This is a genomic window from Legionella sp., assembly GCF_965140895.1.
Lineage (GTDB): Bacteria > Pseudomonadota > Gammaproteobacteria > Legionellales > Legionellaceae > Legionella.
The window spans coordinates 13566-32931 of record NZ_CBCSKT010000118.1 but is presented as its reverse complement, the minus strand read 5'-3'; the positions used below and the strand labels follow the sequence as shown (position 1 = coordinate 32931).

Below are 19366 nucleotides of genomic sequence, written 5' to 3'. Positions count from 1 at the left end.
AGTGAGTATGTATTATGACTTCCGAAAATAATTTACTAAGTATGATTTTTCATTTCGCACAAACCCAACCGCAAAAAATGGCTTTAAAATTCTTGGAGTCTGATTATCAACGCTGTCAGGTGTTATCTTACCAACAACTCAGAGAAAAAGTTTCATCTTTAGCACAAAAATTAGCGGCTTTACGCGCTAACGAAAATCAAACAACGCAAAAACCAATATTGCTGTTGTTTGATTCCAGTATTAATTATATCGTATCCTTTCTTGCAGTATTGTATTCGGGTAATATTGCAGTCACCGCCTATCCTCCACGCCAAGTGCGGCATTTACAACGCTTATTCAAAATTATTACGGATTCTTCCGCTCAATTGATTCTTACAACCAGTGCAGTAAAAAGCTATTGTGACGAAAATCAATTTGAATTTCCCGAAGGAACTACATTAATTTGTGTGGATGGCTTAGAGCAGAGGACATCTAACTTAAGTATCGCGTTGCCAGAGGTTTGTTCAGACCATATTGCGTTTTTACAATATACCTCGGGTTCTACAGGCTCACCTAAAGGAGTGGTAGTAACTCATAAAAATATTTGTGCTAATCTTGAGCTTTTAGAAAAATATTTAGGACATGAATCGGTAAGTATCTGTGTTTCATGGCTTCCTATATTTCACGATATGGGATTAATTGGAAATACTTTATTACCTTTATACACTGGCGGAACCTGTGTATTTATGGCGCCGTTTACATTTTTAAAACGCCCATTTTTTTGGCTAGAGACAATGAGTAAGGAGCGGGGAACTTATTCAATGGCCCCTAATTTTTCTTATGACTTGGCTCTTAAAGCATTAACATCCAAAAAATCATCCGTAGAACTTGATTTCTCACACCTGCGTTGCGCGGTCAATGGTGCTGAACCAATTAAACCGGAAACGATACGACACTTTGAACAAAAACTTGCGCCTTATAATCTTAAAAAGGGCACGATGAAACCTGGTTATGGTATGGCAGAAACAACTCTTTGTATTTCTGTCGGGATGACTAAGGAGTGCACATTTCAGATTGACAAAAATGATTTAGAAAAAGGTATTGTAACACAGACTAAAAATAGTGAGCCTGGTACTTCTGTCGAGTTAGTAAGTTGTGGGCCTGTGCCAGAAGAATATTTGGCTCGAATTGTTGATCCTAATACATTGCAGGCGCTCCCTGCTAATACGGTTGGTGAATTGTGGGTTCAGGGCGATTCAGTTGCCTCTGGTTATTACAAAAATCAGGAAAAAACTAAAGAAATATTCGGAGCGTTTACTGCCGGTACTCATGAGGGCCCCTTTTTAAGAACAGGGGATTTAGCTTTTCTGGATGATGGTGGCCGTTTAACAATTTGTGGGCGAGTAAAAGATTTAATTATTATTAATGGGCGCAATATTTATCCTCAGGATATAGAGGCTGTGTGCTATCAAAGTGATCGCGCCCTGATGCGGCATTGTGCCGCAGCTTTTTCAATAACTCAAAATTCGGGTGAAGCTTGCGTATTGGTCGCTGAAGCTAAAGCAGCGCTTGGTGATATCAAATATCGAGAGATTATTGCAAAAATCAAGAAAGCAGTTCTTGAAGCTACGGATATTGGTTTATTTGATATTGTCTTAATACCTCCGCAAAAAATATTAAAAACCAGTAGCGGAAAGATTCAACGCAGTGCCTGTAAACAAGCTTATCTGAATGATGAGTTTCAACAACTAGCATCGATGAGACAATATACAGAGCAAATTGAACATACTCCGGTAATACATACAGATGAAATGGAGAACAAGCTCATACTGTGGCTGAAGGAGTGGATTGCTACTCAGACAGATACTCCTTTTGAGGCAATTGATGTGAATGGGGCTTTTTCTGAATATGGGCTTACGTCAATCCAATTAGTAACGATGATGAGTGATTTGGAAAAAGCCGTTGAGCAAACTCTTGATCCTTGGTTAGCCTGGGAGTTTCCCAATATCCATAGTTTATGTGCGCATTTAACCCAACATCAAGCGACTAATAGTCACGGTTTAGAATCCAAAAACTACGAACCTATTGCTATTATCGGAATGGATTGCCGCCTACCTGGGAAAAATTATCAGGATATTAATGGCATTGATGCGTTTTGGCAGAGTTTGTTAAAAGAGGAAGGCAGTATTGAACCTATTCCTCCATCGCATTGGGATAATCGATTGTATTTTGATGCCAAGCCCGATACTAAAGGTAAAATGTATTCTGCTAAAGGAGGATTCTTAAATGATGTAAAACGCTTTGACGCAAAATTTTTCAACATTTCTCCTCGTGAGGCAGAATACCTTGATCCGCAACAGCGTTTGGCATTAAGTACCACCTGGCATGCATTAGAAGATGCCGGTTTAGTCGAAAACGAATTAAAAGGTACACATACCGGCATTTATCTCGGCATTAGTACTCATGATTACGATCAATTAATTCAAAAACAAGTACCTATAACCGAATTAGGTACTTATCAGGCCACAGGCACTAGTTTTGCTACCTCTGCAGGGCGCATTGCCTATTTCTTAGGAACTAATGGCCCTTGTATGGCTATTGATACAGCGTGCTCTTCTTCTTTAGTCTGTATCCATCAGGCAAGTCGCGCACTACAAGCAGGAGATTGTGAATTAGCGATTGCCGGTGGGGTTAATTTAATTCTGTCACCTGAAAGCAGCATTATTTTTTGTAAAAGTGGCATGCTTTCACCTCATAATCTTTGCAGCACTTTTGATATTAGTGCGGATGGTTATGTACGGGGTGAGGGATGTGGTATTGTAGTGCTGAAAAAACTAAGTGATGCACTGAGCGATGGGAACCGCATTCATGCAGTGATTTACGGTAGTGCCGTGAATCAGGATGGAGCTAGTAACGGTTTGACCGCTCCTAATTTGGCGGCTCAAGTGGATGTGATTAATACCGCATTAAATTTGGCTCACTTAAAACCTGAGCAAATCACTCATGTTGAAGCACATGGTACTGGAACTGAATTAGGGGATCCGATTGAATGGGAAGGAATTCGCCGCAGCTATGCTCAAGAACGTACTAATCCTTTGTATGTTAGCTCGGTAAAAACACGTATTGGCCATCTTGAGGCCGCTGCTGGTGTGGCAGGGTTCATTAAAACGGTATTGGCAATTAAATATGGACAAATCCCTGCGCATTTAAATCTGCATCAGTTGAATCCAAAATTGCATCTACACGATGCCATGTCGATTCCAATACATAGTATACCTTGGGGACATGAAGAGCGTTATGCAGGGATTAGTGCTTTTGGTTTTAGCGGCACCAACGCACATATAATTTTAGGTAACACACCAATGGAGGAGCCTAAGAAAGAGCAGATTAATCGACCTGAACATTTATGGGTTGTTAGTGCCAAAGAACCGATAATTTTGCAGCAATATCTACAAAATTATCGTACCTATGGTGAACAGCATTCTGCAATTCATTTTCCTTCGCTCTGTCATCAATCCTTGACTCAAAGAACCCATTTTCCTTATCGGGCCTTTATTAGTGCCAAAGATCAGTCTGGTTGGCTGTCTGCTTTACAGCAAGAGCAATGGAATGAGGGGAGTATTGCGAAAAGTAACCAGTTGGCCTGGTTATTTACTGGGCAAGGTTGTCTGTTGCCAAATGTAGCTACGTCTTTATACCAGACGATCCCTGAGTTTGCTGCGGTTTTGGAACAATGTTGTGCTATTGCCCAAAAATGGCTTCCTTATGATTTACGGGCCATGTTATTAAATACACCGTCAGATGTAGATATTAATAATACCTTATATGCTCAACCAACCCTGTTTGTTTATGAATATAGTTTAGCTCAATGGTACTTACATTTAGGGTTAAAACCTAATTTGTTGTTGGGACATAGTTTGGGAGAATATGTTGCCGCCAGTATTGCGGGGATATTATCTCTTCATGACGCCTTATATTTGGTGTGTAAACGTGCGCTATTAATTTCCTCCTTACCTGTTTCAGGAGGAATGTTAGCTATTAATGCTTCAGGACCTGAAGTAGAGCAGCTGATTTCTCGTTTTGATGATTTGGTTATTTCTTTAAAAAATGGCCCAGTACAAACGGTAGTTTCAGGAACAGACGCTGCAATTTTAGCCTGCCAAAATTATTGTGACGAACATGGAGTTCGATGTAAAAAGGTGGCGACTTCCCATGCATTCCATTCACCATTAATGAAACCGATTGTTGATGAATTCGCCAAAATTGCTGCTGAAGTTACCTATCACCCAGCAAAAATGGCCGTTGTTTCTAATGTGACCGGCGAACTAATGCAGGATGGGCAAGTTACTGCGGAATATTGGTGTGCGCACATGTTGCAAACCGTGGAGTTTTTACAGGGAATTCATACTTTGGTGGCCCATGAAGTGGAGTTATGCCAAGAAATAGGACCCAAACCTATTTTAGTAGCTCAAGCACAGATGGTTAATGATTTTATCATTTTACCTTCGGTGAGTGAACCTGAAAATCCCTGGCCTGGTATTATGGAAACATTAGGAACCTTCTATTTAAGAGGGGTGGATATCAAATGGCAGCAGCTGAATAAGCATGTATCTTTTGTTCATGAAGAATTACTTAAATACCCCTTTGGTGGTAAAGAATATTGGCTTCCAAAAAATGGAAATAATAGCCCTCAAAACGATGAGATGTGGAAGACTTATTTATATCATGAACGATGGCTGCAAGTAGAGCCTCATTTGCCTTTGATTAGCCTAAAAGATGAGCATGTACTTTTGAGTGGTACGACCTTAGTCGAACCTAACGCTCTATTTTTATTTAAGTCGATTAATTTTCTTCCTGCGAAGAATGTTGTGGATTATTCTCATGAGAATTTCTTACAACAAGCAGGCTGGATTGTTTATTTTTGTCAGTCTAAACCGGAACAGCTTATCTCAGAGACTACTTCATTTACCCATTTTGTCCAATACCTAGTGCAGCACCACCCGGAAAAACCAGTTCTATTGCTTGCGGAGAATGATTCGTTGGTTGCTCTTTCTCTATTGGCATTACTGAAATCAGTAAAACAAGAATACCCACTATGGTCTGTTCATTATTTAGAATTCAACTTAAATGATGTAGATAATAATCCAATGCAATTTATTGGCAGTAAGGACGCAAATTATTGGGCTTTACGTAAGGAACAGGAAGTGTTTTATCGTCAGGATATTAGTCCTGTGGAAGCAGATCATATTGACGGTGAACGAAAAATTAGTGACGATTATTCATGTTTGGTTACCGGAGCAGGTGGTGATGTGGGGCAAGCGCTCATTGAATCATTATCTGCATTAGGAGCCCGTTATATTGTTGCGATTGGACGCAAAGAGCAGGAACCCATTTGGAGTGAAGCAATAGTACAACAACAAATTAAAGGAACTCAAATTAAGTACTATTCATGTAATATTGCAGATTATGACGTTCTTTTGCAATTGATAGAGACGCTTCCTGAGGATTTTCCTCCTTTAGGTATGGTTGTTCACGCAGCAGGGGTTGCGCATGACAAACCTTGGCAGAAAACTACAAAAGAGGATATTCAAGAGATACTGGGCGCCAAAGCCATTGGTGCTTGGAATTTGCATCAAGCAACCCTGAGTCATCCACTGAAAGCATTTATTACCATTTCATCTCTCAGTGCGGTATTAGGCAATCAAGGACAAGCGGCATATGCTACAGCCAATGCATTTTTACATGCGTTGAGCACCTATCGCCACCAAAAAAACCTACCTGCACAATCATTAATTTTGGGTCCGGTTAAAAACACCGGCTTATTTAAACGTAATGAACAGCAATTAACTTCTTATTTAGCTGAAAAGGGGATTGCTCCGTTGTTAAAATCAGAATTACAAATGATTTTTCAACAGCAAATTAATGAACCTAATTTAATTGTGAATAATTTCTCAAGGGATCCCTCACTGATTATTGCACCCATAGCTTCTTTGCCTGATGATTCTGCGAATGCTCTGGATAATAAGTTATGTACTGCAGAAAAAATCCAGAGGATTGCCGAGGACGTTCTAAAGTTGTCTTCGGGAGAACTCTCGATCACCGATAATTGGTTTGAGTTTGGTATGGATTCCATTATGGCGACTCAACTTATCTATAAAATCAATCATAGGTATCCCAATACTCATATTTCAGCACTGGATGTGTTTAACTATGCTTCTGCGCAAGAGTTGGCGCTAAAATTACGAGAGCAGTCTCGAGATAACGAGTACGATAACAGCGTAGTTCATGCTCCTGTTTATCAAAGCAGACATACGTTTCCTTTATCGTTACAACAGCAGGAAATTTGGAATTTTATCCAAAACTCCCCCCAAAGTCTGGCCTACCAGATTCCTATGGAGCTTGCAATTACAGGTAAATTATCAGCAGATAAATTGCAGCATGCCTTGTCATTTGTGTTGAAGCGACATGATATTTTACGTTGCAGTTTTCATGAAATTTTACATCAGGTCAATCAGCATGTGCATGATGATTGTTCGCTCGCTCTAGAGTTATTTGATAAATATGATGAGCAACAGGTTACTGATTTTTTGAATATGCCGTTTAATCTGAATAAAGCCCCCTTGCTCAGAACCTGTTTAATCCGAGATGGAAAGGACAACTATCGCTGGTTGCTTGTTTTCCATCATTTAATTTGTGATGGTCATACGGCAACATCCTTTATCAAAGAAGTAATTGCCCATTATGAAGATGAGCAATTTGAGGATGAGGTAATTAACTACAGTGATTATGTCAGTTGGCAATGGGATCAGGTTTTAAATCGTTTTGATGGCGAAATTGAAACTTTTTGGTCGCAGCAGTTACAAGGAGTTTCTATAGGCGTTCCGTTAGCGATTGAGACAAAGCTTCCTCAAGAATCAGGGGTGATTCATGCAAATATTACCCTTAAAGACATAAATTCATCTTTGGCATTAATTGAACAGAATAGACTTTCATTGAGTAACTACATTTTAGCAAATCTGTTTACTATGTTGTTCGATAAATTTAAGCAAGACAAGCAAGGAATCATCGTATTTTTCTCAGGCAGAGAAAATGGGGACTTTGCTACAGTTTTTGGAGACACATCGAATGATGTTCTGTTAGTGGGTGCTCGCGATGCGAATATCTTTAGTCTCGCGGAGCGATTACAACAACAAATATTTTCCTTACATGAAAAACAATATTTCCATATTCCTGTATTCAAAGAGTTGGGCTTGGCTACCCCTATGATTTCATTTGATTTTCAACGGAGTAGCGATCTAAATATTAATACTCACTTACAAATAAAAGCGTTAAAAAATGGCAATATCCAAAATTATTTATGGGGCGATGAACCCCGTTTATTGTCATTTAAAGTTTTGTTAAAAGCCCAAAGCTTAGAGTTAAATTTGAAATATCGACGTGATCGGATAGATGATGCATTAGCGAATACCTTATTAGATGCTTGGGTGAATACCTTAAAAACCCAGGAACAAAATAATGCTCATTTTGTTAAAGAGACGCCCTTAGCTTTATATGATGCGTCAGTAATGCAGAGCAATTTATGGTCATTATTTAAAGGGCATCCTGATAGAACTCCTTATTATGTTCCTGTATTCAAAGAAGTTGATGGGGGGGTGGAAATCGATCGCCTTAATCAAGCAATCAATAAAGTGATTAGCGATACTCCCGCACTACAAGTCTTTTTTATTGAGGATAATGGAGCACTTAAATGGAATTTTAATCCAAAAGCAAGCAACGAAGTGCTCGTGATCAATGCGAAAAATATTTGTGAAACTATAGGAGGATTATTAGTCGATCCAATTGACATAACACAGGCCCCTTTATTTCGTTGTTATTTGGTTCATTGTGAGGATCATGAGAAATCGATTTTATTAATTCGTTTTCATCATCTAATTGCAGATGGTGTTGGTGCAGAATTATTTTTTAAGAGGTTGGAAGAGGCATATATTGCGAAAAACAATAGCTCGGAATTTCATCTCCAGAAAAACAATTATCTGCATGATTATCATCAAGAAGCGATGCTGTATGAGATTAATAAAGCAGAATATCATCGTTACTATAGTGAAATTAATCAGCAGATGGAACCACTGCATTTCATTAAGCCACCACAAACAGTAAATTATGTTGGCGGGGTAGTTTATCAACTGTTACCTCATGAAGATTCAGAAAGGGTACATGCATTTTGTCGACGACATAGTATTTCCCTTTATACTTTTTATTTCCATGTCTTTTGTCTTACTTTGGCTGAGGTAAATAAGCACAATAAGATTTATATTAGTATGGTGAAATCAAATCGAGGTCGATTAAATGATCCAGAAATGATCGGATATTATGCGGATAGTGTTCCATTCCTTTTTGAAGTCAAAAAGGAATGTGCCTCAACACAAGCACTTAAAAATACTCAGATGCAAGTGCTTCAACTGATTGAGCGTTTTCAATATCCTTTACGTAGCGAAGATGCGGCTCATTCGGAGTATATACAACCGCAATTTATTTTTAATCAATACAATCTGGAGTCCTCACGCGGTTTACTTTCTTGTGCCGATTATTTGATTGAGAACTTAATTAAGCTCAGCGGAAATAAGGTAGGACTATGGAATTATAATCGTCCTGAACAGTTTAATTTATTGGTTCGTAGTAGTCATCTGAATCACATGATGGGATTGGTTTTTGATCAATCTTTATCAACAGAAGCAGAGGCTGAATTGTTATTACAATATTTTAGAGAGAAAATATTAAGTTTTCTTTAGTTGATGTTGTCTGGAGGATGGTTGGAGTAGCAAGAATATAGTGAAATTAATCAGGAAGTTGAAACTACAGCATGTCATTAAGCCACGGTTTATAGTGAACAATGCCCGTTTTTTTCAGGGCAGGTTCACAGACATGGAACAAGATCATCGACTCATATAGAGATATCGCTCTTTCTTATGTTATCAAAAGTTAATAGACTAAATTATAAACTAATTTCTGTTTTTGCAACGAAGCCACATTTTACTACTGAAAAATCTTATTGGATTTTAATTGGTCTTATGAATTAAGATGAAGACTATATTGCTCATTTACTAACTATTTATGAAAATTTCTTTTTTTAGCACACAAAAATATGAACGATCCATCTTCGATGAAGTAAATAAACTACATCATCATGAAATTAATTATTATGATTTCCATCTGAATTCAGAAAGCATCGGGGCAGTAGCTCCAACAGATGCCGTATGCTGTTTTGTGAATGATTCCATTAATGTTAAAGTGATTGATGGACTTTATGAGCGTGGCGTTCAGCTAATAGCTTTGCGATCTGCAGGATATAACCACGTTGATTATGCTTATGCACAGGAGAAAGGGATAAGTGTATGCAGGGTTCCTTCCTATTCACCACAAGCAATTGCAGAACATACAGTAACATTAATTCTATGTCTCAATAGAAAAGTTCACCAAGCCTATAATAGAGTGAGAGAGGGGAATTTTTCTCTCAATGGATTAATGGGATTTAACGTACATCAAAAAACAGTAGGAATTATTGGTACAGGACAAATAGGCACGGCCCTAGCAAATATTCTTAATGGTTTTGGTTGTAAAATCCTTGCTTTCGACCCGAAACCTAATGAATGTTGTATCAAACTTGGAGTAGATTATACCAGTTTAGACTCATTATTAAAAAATTCAGATATAGTGAGCCTACATTGCCCATTAAACGACAATACATTCCATATAATCGATTCCCCTGCTTTAGAAAGAATGAAACAAGGGGCGATGCTTATTAACACGGGTCGCGGAAAACTCCTTGACACCAAAGCAGTTATAGTGGCACTAAAAAGTAAAAAATTAGGCTATCTTGGAATCGATGTATATGAAGAAGAAGAACCGTTGTTTTTTGAGGACCATTCCTCTGAAATTATTGATGATGATGTATTTTGCAGGTTACAAACTTTTCCAAACGTACTTATTACTGGTCATCAGGGTTTCTTCACTCAAGAAGCCATACAGAATATTGCATCTACCACATTGGAAAATATAAGTAATTTTGAGAAAAAAACAGGCCCAATCTATTTGGTCACAACCACATTATAAAATCCAGGTTTTTATGAATAGTATATCGAACAAAATTGATCATTTAATGAATGAGGCTAAGTTATACCTTAATGAGACTCACTCTCTATTAAGTAACCTTCTGCAAGTAACAACTGATACTGACGATGACGGCTCTTCTGATGAAGATAAAATTCTCAAAATTCAATTAACGCTGCAATATCGTTTAAGCTGTGAAGATGCTTTGGGCTTTTTATTAAGAATGGATCATAATTTATTGTATTATCTTGGAATTCAACCGCAGCAGTCCGCTAAAATGAATATGGATCGATTAGCCTATGTAATAGGAAATGAAGATTTAAAACAAATTTTAAATATTTTAGCTATATTAACTGGTTCGCTGTCTAAAATTGTTGCACGATATAAAAATACCCATAGTTCTTTTGCATTACGGGATAGAAGCGTTCAAAAGCATCATGCTATAACCACAAAATTCTCCAGACTCCTGGGCAAACAAAATCAGTTTTTAGAGCTGTTGCATAAGCTTGACTCAGAAATAGAGCAACTGATAAAACTACAGGCTGGAGAGCCTATTCTTGATTATATTGCTGCCTTAAGGGGGCCCATTTCACATTTTCACCAAGCCATCATGCATGGTCTTGAACAGGGAAAGCAGCTTTACCTCCAAGTAAATAAAGAACCTTTGCTTGACTACCAACTCCAGACTTTGCTAAAAGAAACAGAGCAAGTACTGCATTTAATGCCCAGTACCTGTAACTCGCATCTCAATTACCCTATTAAACAGTTTGATCACCCAGTAACCTCTGAACAATTAGAACAACGTGCTGCCGCAAAACGATTACGGCCTTTTTTTGGATAAATAATTTGACTTGAACATAAATTGTCAGCCCTAATTTAACAGGTCGAGTTAAATTATTTTTTAATGATGACCACTTTTTGTGCTTTGCCATAGTAACCTCCAAATTAGAGGCTATTATCTCCAAAATTTTAAAATTTTGGTGGTCTAAATTGTTGGGGGCATTATACTTTGTTAACAGTGCCATAGTTCTTTATTGCGGAATACAAATCCTTTGCGCTAATTATTTAAAATAAGGCAGATGAGGCAAGAAAAATAATTAAGGATTATACTTAAGCTATTGCTCATGGAAGGATAAAAATCATGTACGATGACTTGCGTGCTCCCTATAAAGTAACCGATACACCGGCACTGCAATTAGGTGGAATTGTCGTGGATAATAAATTAACTCCCGATGCCCCTGTATTTTTGGTTTTAAAATCATTAAATCGACACGGTCTCATTGCCGGAGCAACGGGCAGTGGAAAAACGAAAACCATTCAAGTCTTAAGTGAACAACTGTCCTTAGCTGGGGTTCCTTGTTTGGTGATGGACATTAAAGGAGATGTATCCGGCTTAGCAAAGCCAGGCCAAATGAGCGATACACTGAAAGCAAGAAGTCAGTCGTTAAACCTCTCCTACACACCTAGAGGCTATCCGGTCGAATTTTTAACCCTGAATGAGTCATCTGCTGGAGTTCCATTACGCGCTACCGTAGAAAGCTTTGGTTCTATCCTTTTTTCTCGGATGCTGGATGTGAATGACACGCAAGAAGGGGTTATTGCTATATTATTCCAATACGCTAAGCAAGAAAAACTACCCCTCATTGATTTGGCCGATGTTAAAAGCCTATTGCAATTTGTACAAACAAATGAAGGAAACGCCAAAATTGAATCCAGTTACGGTTCAGTAGCTACCTCATCAACCAGTACCATTATGCGTAAAATTGTAGAGTTAGAGGCTCAGGGTGGCGGAGATTTTTTTGGCGAACCCGCATTTAATGTACAGGATTTATTAAATATAAATGGGCAGGGTTTAGGAGTGATTTCTATTTTACGTTTGCTGGATATGCAAGATAAGCCTAAATTATTTTCAACATTTATGCTGAAGCTATTATCTGATGTTTATCGCGTAATGCCGGAGTTAGGTGACCCTGAAAAACCCAAATTAGTGCTGTTTATTGATGAGGCGCACTTAATTTTTCGTAATGCGAACAAAGCGTTATTAAGTTTGTTGGACACCGTAGTCAAATTAATTCGCTCGAAAGGAATTGGCATTATATTTTGCACCCAAAGCCCCAATGATATTCCGGAAAATATTTTGAGCCAATTAGGGTTAAAAATACAACATGCCTTACGTGCATTTACGGCTAAGGATCGGACAGCAATGAAACTGGTGGCACAAAATTTCCCACTGTCAACGTATTATAAAACCGAGCAGCTATTAACCGCACTGGGAATAGGGGAGGCGCTCGTCAGCGGATTAGATGCTAAAGGACAGCCTACACCGTTAATTCAATGCATGATAAGAGCCCCTGAGTCGCGAATGGGGGTCATAACCGAGCAAGAACTACAACAGATTGTTGGCAACTCTGGTTTATATACTCGTTACCATCAAAAGCAACATAGAAACTCCGCTAAAGATATTTTGGCTGCGCAAAAAACAACTCAGATAGACCAAAGTGCATCAGCACCCGATACCGAAAGTGAATCATCTGCCACGGAACTACTCAAAGCTGTGACTAAAAGTACGTTGTTTCGACAAGTGGTACGTCAATTAGTACGTGATTGGACGCGAGCCATTATGTCAGCACTAGGGATTAAAAAGTAGATGCCATTATTATCGGCTGCTTCTGAATCTATCTCAAATCAGGATATGATATTTAAAAATAGCAGGACCCACGAGTAAATTCTAATACAGTTAAAATTATATGACTAGCGAATTAATTATAGAAAATAAAATCAAATTGAACTAAAATACCTCCTTTTTTTAATTAATTATTATGCCGCAATCAAAAACATCTATTTTACTTATCGGATTACTCTCTGCTTTTTCTTTATTAACATTTGATTTGTATCAACCCTCATTGCCATACATTACGACTTACTTTGGCACCACCCATGATTTAAGCCAACTTACTTTAAGTATTTATTTATTTGTTTTTGGGTGCGCTCAATTAATTTGGGGGCCATTGATTGATCACTATGGTCGTCGGCGTTTGTTACCAGGCAGTCTAGTGCTTGCTGTTATTGCGAGTTTAATTTGTGCTTTCGCCTCTAACATAGAGGTGTTGATTTTAGGACGAGCTTTACAAGGTTTCGCTTTATGTTGTGCTAATTTAGTAGCTTTTTCAACATCTAGAGATTTTGAAGATGCAGTAGAACGGGCAAAAATCTTGTCTTATGTTTCCATGATTGTCTCAATATCGCCAATTCTTGCTCCCGCTTTGGGATCTCTTATTTTTACTTATTATGGCTGGCAAGCAAATTTTTCATTGATGGCTTTTATCGGCATAGCATTACTGCTGCAAACACGTAAAGGACTTTTTGAATCGCCTTTTTGGACCGCACCTCAACAACCTTTTTCAATTAAAAAAGTAATAAAATCATATCAAGAAATTTTACCCTCTTCTTATTTGTGGAGTGGTTCATTGATTATGATGTTTAGTTTTGCAGCAGTAATGCTCTCGGTAATTAACTCATCTTATTTGATTATTGATCAATTTAGTTTTTCACCTTTTGCCTATGGAGTTATTTTTATTTTTAATGGATTAAATATTATCGTAGGTAATTATTTAGGAATTCATTTACGAAAGTATTTTAGTATGGCATCCACTATTTATATCGGAAGCTGGTTTATACTCCTAGGTGGTTTTGCGATGTTGATAAGCGCCACTATCTATGGGTTTAATTTGTATGCCTTATCGTTTGCTCTAATTTGTAATTTAGGGATTAGTGTTATTGCGCCGGCAGTAATGTCCTTAATGCTAGCCGATTTTAAAGAAAATACTGGAATTGCTCTGGCTTTTATTCATACCATAAGAATGTTTGGCTCTTCGTTATTAACCATTGTTAGCGCTTATTTTCTCATGCGATCACTTAATGCATTACCTTTAGGCTTAATGGCGTGTGGAATCGGGGCTCTTTATTGCTCTTGGCATTTTAATCGTTTGTCTACTACTGAATCTGATGACAGTGAATTGGATGGAGCAGAAGCAGCTTAAGTGAAAGAGGGTTTTACTTAAGCTATCCTGTTTAGGAGTTATACAAGCAAGTATTTTGGGCAGCCTAGTTGCGATTAGCTTTGCATGTGCTACAGTAATTGCTGGTCGTTCTATGGATTGGTCTGAGGATATGAGGCCTTAATGAAAAAATTAATACTCTTTCTTTAAATTACTAAACTTTAGAAAATCTTCTTTTGTGATAATATCGCAAGAATTTTCTTTGGAAGAAAATACAATAACAGCGTTACCTGATTGGAGGTTATGCACTAGTTGTTTTTTCTTAGCTTGAATCTCCATTTCATGCTCCCCATAATCAGTACCTTGGCGAGTTATCTCTTATTTATTTTGCTCATTTAAAAAATTGTCCTGTGCAAAGCAGAGTAAGTGCATAATATATTGATACATCGCGGAATGAAGTTTGCTATTCAATCCGCTTATGAGATAGCGCACTCCATGAATAACATCGCTGATATTATCAATACAGTTATTGAAAAATTAGTGGAGGTTCAACGATGTTTCGTGGCATCGATAATTGCGTGATAAGTTCTTCTATTTTCTCTGCGCATACCCTTGGCAACAAAATAGTGATGTATATGAAGATTAAATAAATCCAAGTGATTTTCGTTGCTAGTTATCTGTCTAGGGTAAGAAAATACGATAATATTGGGTTTGTCGCAAAAAGATTAGTTCTTGCGACAAACCTTAATTTAGCAAGTGCAAGTTACAATTATAGAACCACTACCAGTAGCACCAGCGAACCCATTTATAACAATATCATAAAATCCCCCTCCGGCACTCCAGGTAACTTCGCTTTCCGAGCCTCCTCCGCTGCAACCATCATCATTACCTGCTATACAGGCTCCGAAAGGAGGTTCTTGTGCTTGAAATATTGAAAGTTGGGAGTCCATAGATGTTTGGCCGCAGGTGCTTGCTTTTAACTGCCCTCCGCTGCATGAAATACTGTTGTATTGAAACAGTTTATAGCGGCCTGAATTGCCACCAGCGTCTCCACAAGCTGGTGCCCCCGTTCCTGTAAAATCATTATCTAAATCAAAAGAGAGAGAGGCTGTGCTGTTTATGCATAATGAGCTTGAAATGGCAACAGAATAGCCTCTGGAACCTGTATTTGCATTGGCATCGGTTGCTCCTATAGTGAAAGAGGATGTTCCGGCAGTAGTAGGTGTTCCGGTTATTTGTCCGGTTGAGGTATTTAAAGTAAGACCGGTTGGTAAGGAGCCAGAAATAACAGCATAAGTATATGGAGCAGTACCACCGCTTGCGATAATTGTTTGGCTATAAACGACATTAAGTGAGGCCGCTGGTAAGGACGTCGGAGAAATCGACAGTGGCGTATTGGCAACTACCGAAATATTCCTACATGCTGTATTGCTTACTGGGAATAAACAATATCCATTACTCATTGGTACACAATCCATGCCTAAATTACCTATTTTGTAATCTGGTGTGTTAACCTTAATTCCAGCATTTGGATAAGAATGTTTTGGTGTCGCGCATATATTTAAGCTTAAGGCAGAGACATTATAATTTTGACAGGATAAAGCCCCTTTTCCATTTAAGCAGAGAGTAATTTCCACATCAGCTGGCGTACCTGTTGCAGAAACATTAAAAAGAAGACCACTTCCGGCAAATAGGGTTTGACATGCCATCATTAGCAACACAACACTTATATTTCTTATATACTTTGTCATAATTCATCCATTGAAACTAATAATTTGAGTTAAATAGCAGGTTTTGTCGCAAATCATTCTAAGACAAAACGAGATTATTCTGGGCGATTTAATGCGGCGAGTCCATAGAATTATTCGAAATAGTTTAATTTTCCGACTTATTGTACTGAATTTTTTATAATATATGTATTCTCTCGCATATCCAGCCCAAGATGAAAAAATGACAGAGATTATATCCGCATTAATCTCTATGGCCTCGCACGTGAAATTAAATTTAGATATTACTGACTCACCTTACGCACCAGTTATTGATTAATTTATAAAAATGCGTATCTTTTGTCCGTTGTTGGCATTTCTCACATGCTAAAGGCCGACACGTGAAAGGCCACCATCAGCAAGAATGAACTGTTTCGGGCGCGGCTCAAGCAAGCTGTTAACAATCAGGTGCTTTTTGATTACATCCTATCGGATAATTGGTTTGGCTCCAAAGCAAACATGACCTTGATTCATCTAAGCAAAATGCAAGCTTATCTAAATCGCCAACCAAGACCATCAGAACTCAACGCAATCATTTGTTTGCATCAATCATTGCATACTGCAAACTTGAATTGCTGAAAGTAAAAACCTCTTTGAATCACTTTGCTATCAAACAAAAACGATTACTGAAGGCTAATCAAATCATGTTCAATGAGCTACAGTTACTGAGAGCTTCTGCGTAAGGTGAGTTAGATTACAAATATTCTCATCTAGTTTTTCTCCATAGGCTTGCTTGGTCATACCATCTATACCCTTCGCCTATGCGCGCCATTTTCGTTACCTAGATGACGCAAGACTCGCTATGTAGTGGTCTAGCTAACCTTCTACAGTGAGACTTTCACTCACAAGCTAAGTGCAGATTTTCCCAGCGCACTGGAAGAACCCCAAAAGTGTTCGTTCTGAGTTAAGCTGCCTTTCAGAAGCATTGTTTTAATGCATATATTATCCATGAAACTCAACGATTAATATAACCAATCACTGAGTGATTTCAATATTAGATTATTGCTATTGTCTAAGATTTGCTCCGGAAAACCAGCGCCGGCGCAACCAAAATGCAACATTCACAAGTAAAATAAGAACCGGCACTTCAACAAGTGGTCCAATGACCGTTGTAAAGGCAATGGCAGAATTAAGTCCAAAGGTGGCAATTGCTACAGCAATTGCCAATTCAAAATTATTACTGGCTGCGGTAAATGAAGCGGCGGTTGTTTTTTCATAGCTGGCACCAATGAATTTCCCCATTGCAAAACTTACAAAAAACATAACAATGAAATAGATAGTTAGTGGAATCGCAATGCGAATGACATCTAATGGAAGTTGTAACACCATTACGCCTTTTAAAGAAAACATCGCCAGGATTGTAAACAACAGGGCAATCAGGGTAATGGGAGAAATTTTTGGTAAAAAATTAGTTTCATACCAGACTAACCCTTTTCGCTTTATCAATACAAAGCGAGTCAGGAATCCTGCAAAAAAAGGAATGCCGAGGTAGATAAAGACACTTTCTGCAATCGTTATAAAATTGATGTGAACTATTTGCCCGTTCATGCCAACAAGAGGTGGCAAGACAGTCAGAAAAAACCAGGCATAGACACTGAAGAAAAGCAGTTGAAAAATACTGTTAAATGCCACCAAGGCTGCAACATATTGATTTTCTCCTTCTGCCAGTTGATTCCAGACAATCACCATGGCAATACAACGTGCTAAACCAATAAGAATAAGTCCGGTCATGTATTCGGGATATTCATGTAAAAATAAAACAGCAAGGCCAAACATGAGAAAAGGCCCGATAAGCCAGTTTTGAATTAATGACAAGAGGAGAATTCGCCAGTCTTTGAATATCAGTGGTAATTCCTCATATTTTACTCGGGCTAATGGAGGATACATCATTAAAATCAGACCAATCGCAATAGGAATATTGGTGGAGCCAATTGATAGTGCATTTAAAAATGGCGGTGTGCTGGTAAATAGTGAGCCAATAATGACACCTGAAGCCATAGCCATAAAGATCCATAGGGTTAAATATCGATCAAAAAATGAAAGACGGCGTGTGCTACAAGTGGTCATGATAACAATTCCTGTTCTATTCGTAGCTTAAGTTGATTGAATACAGCCTCAAATGCTGTATTAATTTCTATTTCGGTTCCTTCTACTTTAGCTGGATCAGGGATGCTCCAATGGAGTTTCTTGGGTTGGCTTGGGAAAATCGGACAGCTCTCATGGGCTGCCTGGTCACACACGGTAATCACTATATCAATCGCTTGTGATTTAAATTCATTCCAGGATTTACTGCGTGGTGTGTTGCATTTGATTCCATGACAAGCAAGTGTTTCAATTGTCTTGGGATGTACACTTCCAGTCGGGATGCTACCCGCACTAAAAGCCAGATAGCGGCCATTGGAGTAATAATTGGTTATCGCTTCAGCCATAATGGAGCGACAAGAGTTTCCTGTGCAAAGAAACAATAATTTAAGTGGTTCAGTAATCATCAATCACAACAACCTATTGTTTTTGACTTTGTCTCACAACAAGAAGTCGAGGTACTTTTATTAGGCATTGAACAAGAGCCTTCCGTTGCCTTGTCTCCTGAAAAAAACTGAGCATCCTCCATAGTATGATAGGCTTCCCATGCAATTCCGTTAGGATCGGTCACCCATGACTTTTCAGATTTAGCATAACAACAAGTTGTTTCACCCTCGCTATGGGTTGAAATATTAGCTTGAGAAAATTGCTGTCTCAGTGCCTCCAATTCATTGGCATCGTCGACTTGAATGCCCAAGTGCTCCACGCCATGTTTCCCCGCGCGAGTTGAGATTGCAAAATTAATACGCGGATCCTCAAGCATCCACTTGGCATAATCGGATTTAACTTTTGCCGGCTTGGCATTAAACAGGGCGTTGTAGAAACGGATGCTATCAATAAGATTATCAACGCCAATATGAAGATGAAAACGTTTCATGATTTACTCCTCTTTGGAATTACAACAATTAGCTAACTCAATAACAAGACAATTTTTTGTATTAGGTTGTAGAATTTTAACTTGTTGTTTACTACAACAATCCTGAACCATAAAGGCGATAAAATCGCGCATCAACTCAAAATTTGCAGAATAAAAAACATAACGCCCTTGGCGATAGGACCTAACAATTCCTGCATTAGATAAATGGCTTAAGTGAAATGATAGAGTATTGTGTAAGATACCCAATTCATCGCCAATTGCGCCTGCGGATAACCCCTCTGGTCCCGCTTGAACAAGTAATCTAAAAACTTGCAAGCGTGTTTCTTGAGCAAGGGTATCAAATATTTTTAGTACATTTTTTATGTCCATACTTCTAGAATAGTAGAAGTAATTGAATTGGTCAAATTCGAATCTGTTTATTCTGCTTTTTCACCAATCCATACCGATGGACTAATGGTTGAAAAAAGACGCCGAAACGTACTGTAGCAGGGAACTCCTTTGCTTAAATCCACGTATTTGGAAAGCCACTCCCTTCGGAATATATGAAGTCTATAACA

Annotated in this window: 11 protein-coding genes and 1 pseudogene; 6 read left to right on the top strand and 6 right to left on the bottom strand. The window is 38.3% G+C overall.

Annotated features, from left to right (window positions below):
• Window positions 1-14: 14 nt before the first annotated feature.
• The 5 genes from ACQY7T_RS12320 to ACQY7T_RS12300 all read left to right on the top strand — a co-directional run bounded on the left by ACQY7T_RS12320 (window position 15) and on the right by ACQY7T_RS12300 (window position 14126).
• Window positions 15-8768, top strand: a complete 8754-nt coding sequence (locus ACQY7T_RS12320) for an SDR family NAD(P)-dependent oxidoreductase (RefSeq protein WP_428413809.1) — start codon at window positions 15-17, stop codon at window positions 8766-8768.
• Between the two features lie 322 nt (window positions 8769-9090).
• The gene (locus ACQY7T_RS12315) at window positions 9091-10089 is read left to right on the top strand and encodes a 2-hydroxyacid dehydrogenase (protein WP_428413807.1); all 999 of its coding nucleotides are present in this window, start codon (window positions 9091-9093) and stop codon (window positions 10087-10089) included.
• Between the two features lie 13 nt (window positions 10090-10102).
• Window positions 10103-10927: a hypothetical protein gene (locus ACQY7T_RS12310; protein ID WP_428413806.1), complete on the top strand. Its 825-nt coding sequence runs from the start codon at window positions 10103-10105 to the stop codon at window positions 10925-10927.
• Window positions 10928-11227: 300 nt separating this feature from the next.
• Window positions 11228-12733 carry a helicase HerA-like domain-containing protein gene (locus ACQY7T_RS12305; RefSeq protein WP_428413805.1) on the top strand — a complete coding sequence of 502 codons (1506 nt, stop codon included), beginning with the start codon at window positions 11228-11230 and terminating at the stop codon, window positions 12731-12733.
• Window positions 12734-12905: 172 nt separating this feature from the next.
• Window positions 12906-14126 carry a multidrug effflux MFS transporter gene (locus ACQY7T_RS12300; protein WP_428413804.1) on the top strand — a complete coding sequence of 407 codons (1221 nt, stop codon included), beginning with the start codon at window positions 12906-12908 and terminating at the stop codon, window positions 14124-14126.
• 150 nt (window positions 14127-14276) lie between these two features.
• On the opposite strand, the gene ACQY7T_RS12295 is transcribed toward ACQY7T_RS12300, so the two are convergent.
• Both ACQY7T_RS12295 and ACQY7T_RS12290 read right to left on the bottom strand, forming a co-directional pair.
• On the bottom strand, window positions 14277-14459 hold the full coding sequence (locus ACQY7T_RS12295; RefSeq protein ID WP_428413820.1) for a YheU family protein: 183 nt from the start codon (window positions 14457-14459) through the stop codon (window positions 14277-14279).
• A 374-nt stretch (window positions 14460-14833) separates the two neighbouring features.
• Window positions 14834-15835 (bottom strand): Ig domain-containing protein, encoded by a 1002-nt coding sequence (locus ACQY7T_RS12290; protein WP_428413803.1) that lies wholly within the window; start codon window positions 15833-15835, stop codon window positions 14834-14836.
• 317 nt (window positions 15836-16152) lie between these two features.
• On the opposite strand from ACQY7T_RS12290, the pseudogene ACQY7T_RS12285 reads away from it, so the two are divergent.
• Window positions 16153-16533, top strand: a pseudogene (locus ACQY7T_RS12285) (IS701 family transposase); the annotation flags it as partial.
• 322 nt (window positions 16534-16855) lie between these two features.
• Here ACQY7T_RS12285 and arsB read toward each other — a convergent pair.
• Genes arsB through ACQY7T_RS12265 form a run of 4 tightly spaced genes read right to left on the bottom strand, consistent with a single transcriptional unit; the run spans window position 16856 to window position 19178 of the window.
• Complete coding sequence (gene arsB / locus ACQY7T_RS12280; RefSeq protein ID WP_428413802.1) at window positions 16856-17917, bottom strand: ACR3 family arsenite efflux transporter; 1062 nt, start codon at window positions 17915-17917, stop codon at window positions 16856-16858.
• Window positions 17914-18339: an arsenate reductase ArsC gene (locus ACQY7T_RS12275; protein WP_428413819.1), complete on the bottom strand. Its 426-nt coding sequence runs from the start codon at window positions 18337-18339 to the stop codon at window positions 17914-17916. Before ACQY7T_RS12275 ends, arsB begins: the two co-directional genes overlap by 4 nt.
• A complete protein-coding gene (locus ACQY7T_RS12270; protein ID WP_428413800.1) occupies window positions 18339-18809 on the bottom strand; it encodes an ArsI/CadI family heavy metal resistance metalloenzyme in 471 nt (156 codons plus the stop codon). The genes ACQY7T_RS12275 and ACQY7T_RS12270 overlap by 1 nt, the downstream gene beginning before the upstream one ends.
• A gap of 3 nt (window positions 18810-18812) precedes the next feature.
• Window positions 18813-19178 (bottom strand): ArsR/SmtB family transcription factor, encoded by a 366-nt coding sequence (locus ACQY7T_RS12265; protein ID WP_428413799.1) that lies wholly within the window; start codon window positions 19176-19178, stop codon window positions 18813-18815.
• Between the last annotated feature and the right edge of the window lie 188 nt (window positions 19179-19366).

Bases quoted from the DNA above. Each gene is read 5' to 3' on its own strand.
- ACQY7T_RS12320 (WP_428413809.1), top strand. From the start codon at position 15: ATGACTTCCGAAAATAATTTACTAAGTATGATTTTTCATTTCGCACAA.
- ACQY7T_RS12315 (WP_428413807.1), top strand. From the start codon at position 9,091: ATGAAAATTTCTTTTTTTAGCACACAAAAATATGAACGATCCATCTTC.
- ACQY7T_RS12310 (WP_428413806.1), top strand. From the start codon at position 10,103: ATGAATAGTATATCGAACAAAATTGATCATTTAATGAATGAGGCTAAG.
- ACQY7T_RS12305 (WP_428413805.1), top strand. From the start codon at position 11,228: ATGTACGATGACTTGCGTGCTCCCTATAAAGTAACCGATACACCGGCA.
- ACQY7T_RS12300 (WP_428413804.1), top strand. From the start codon at position 12,906: ATGCCGCAATCAAAAACATCTATTTTACTTATCGGATTACTCTCTGCT.
- ACQY7T_RS12290 (WP_428413803.1), bottom strand. From the start codon at position 15,835: ATGACAAAGTATATAAGAAATATAAGTGTTGTGTTGCTAATGATGGCA.
- arsB (WP_428413802.1), bottom strand. From the start codon at position 17,917: ATGACCACTTGTAGCACACGCCGTCTTTCATTTTTTGATCGATATTTA.
- ACQY7T_RS12275 (WP_428413819.1), bottom strand. From the start codon at position 18,339: ATGATTACTGAACCACTTAAATTATTGTTTCTTTGCACAGGAAACTCT.
- ACQY7T_RS12270 (WP_428413800.1), bottom strand. From the start codon at position 18,809: ATGAAACGTTTTCATCTTCATATTGGCGTTGATAATCTTATTGATAGC.
- ACQY7T_RS12265 (WP_428413799.1), bottom strand. From the start codon at position 19,178: ATGGACATAAAAAATGTACTAAAAATATTTGATACCCTTGCTCAAGAA.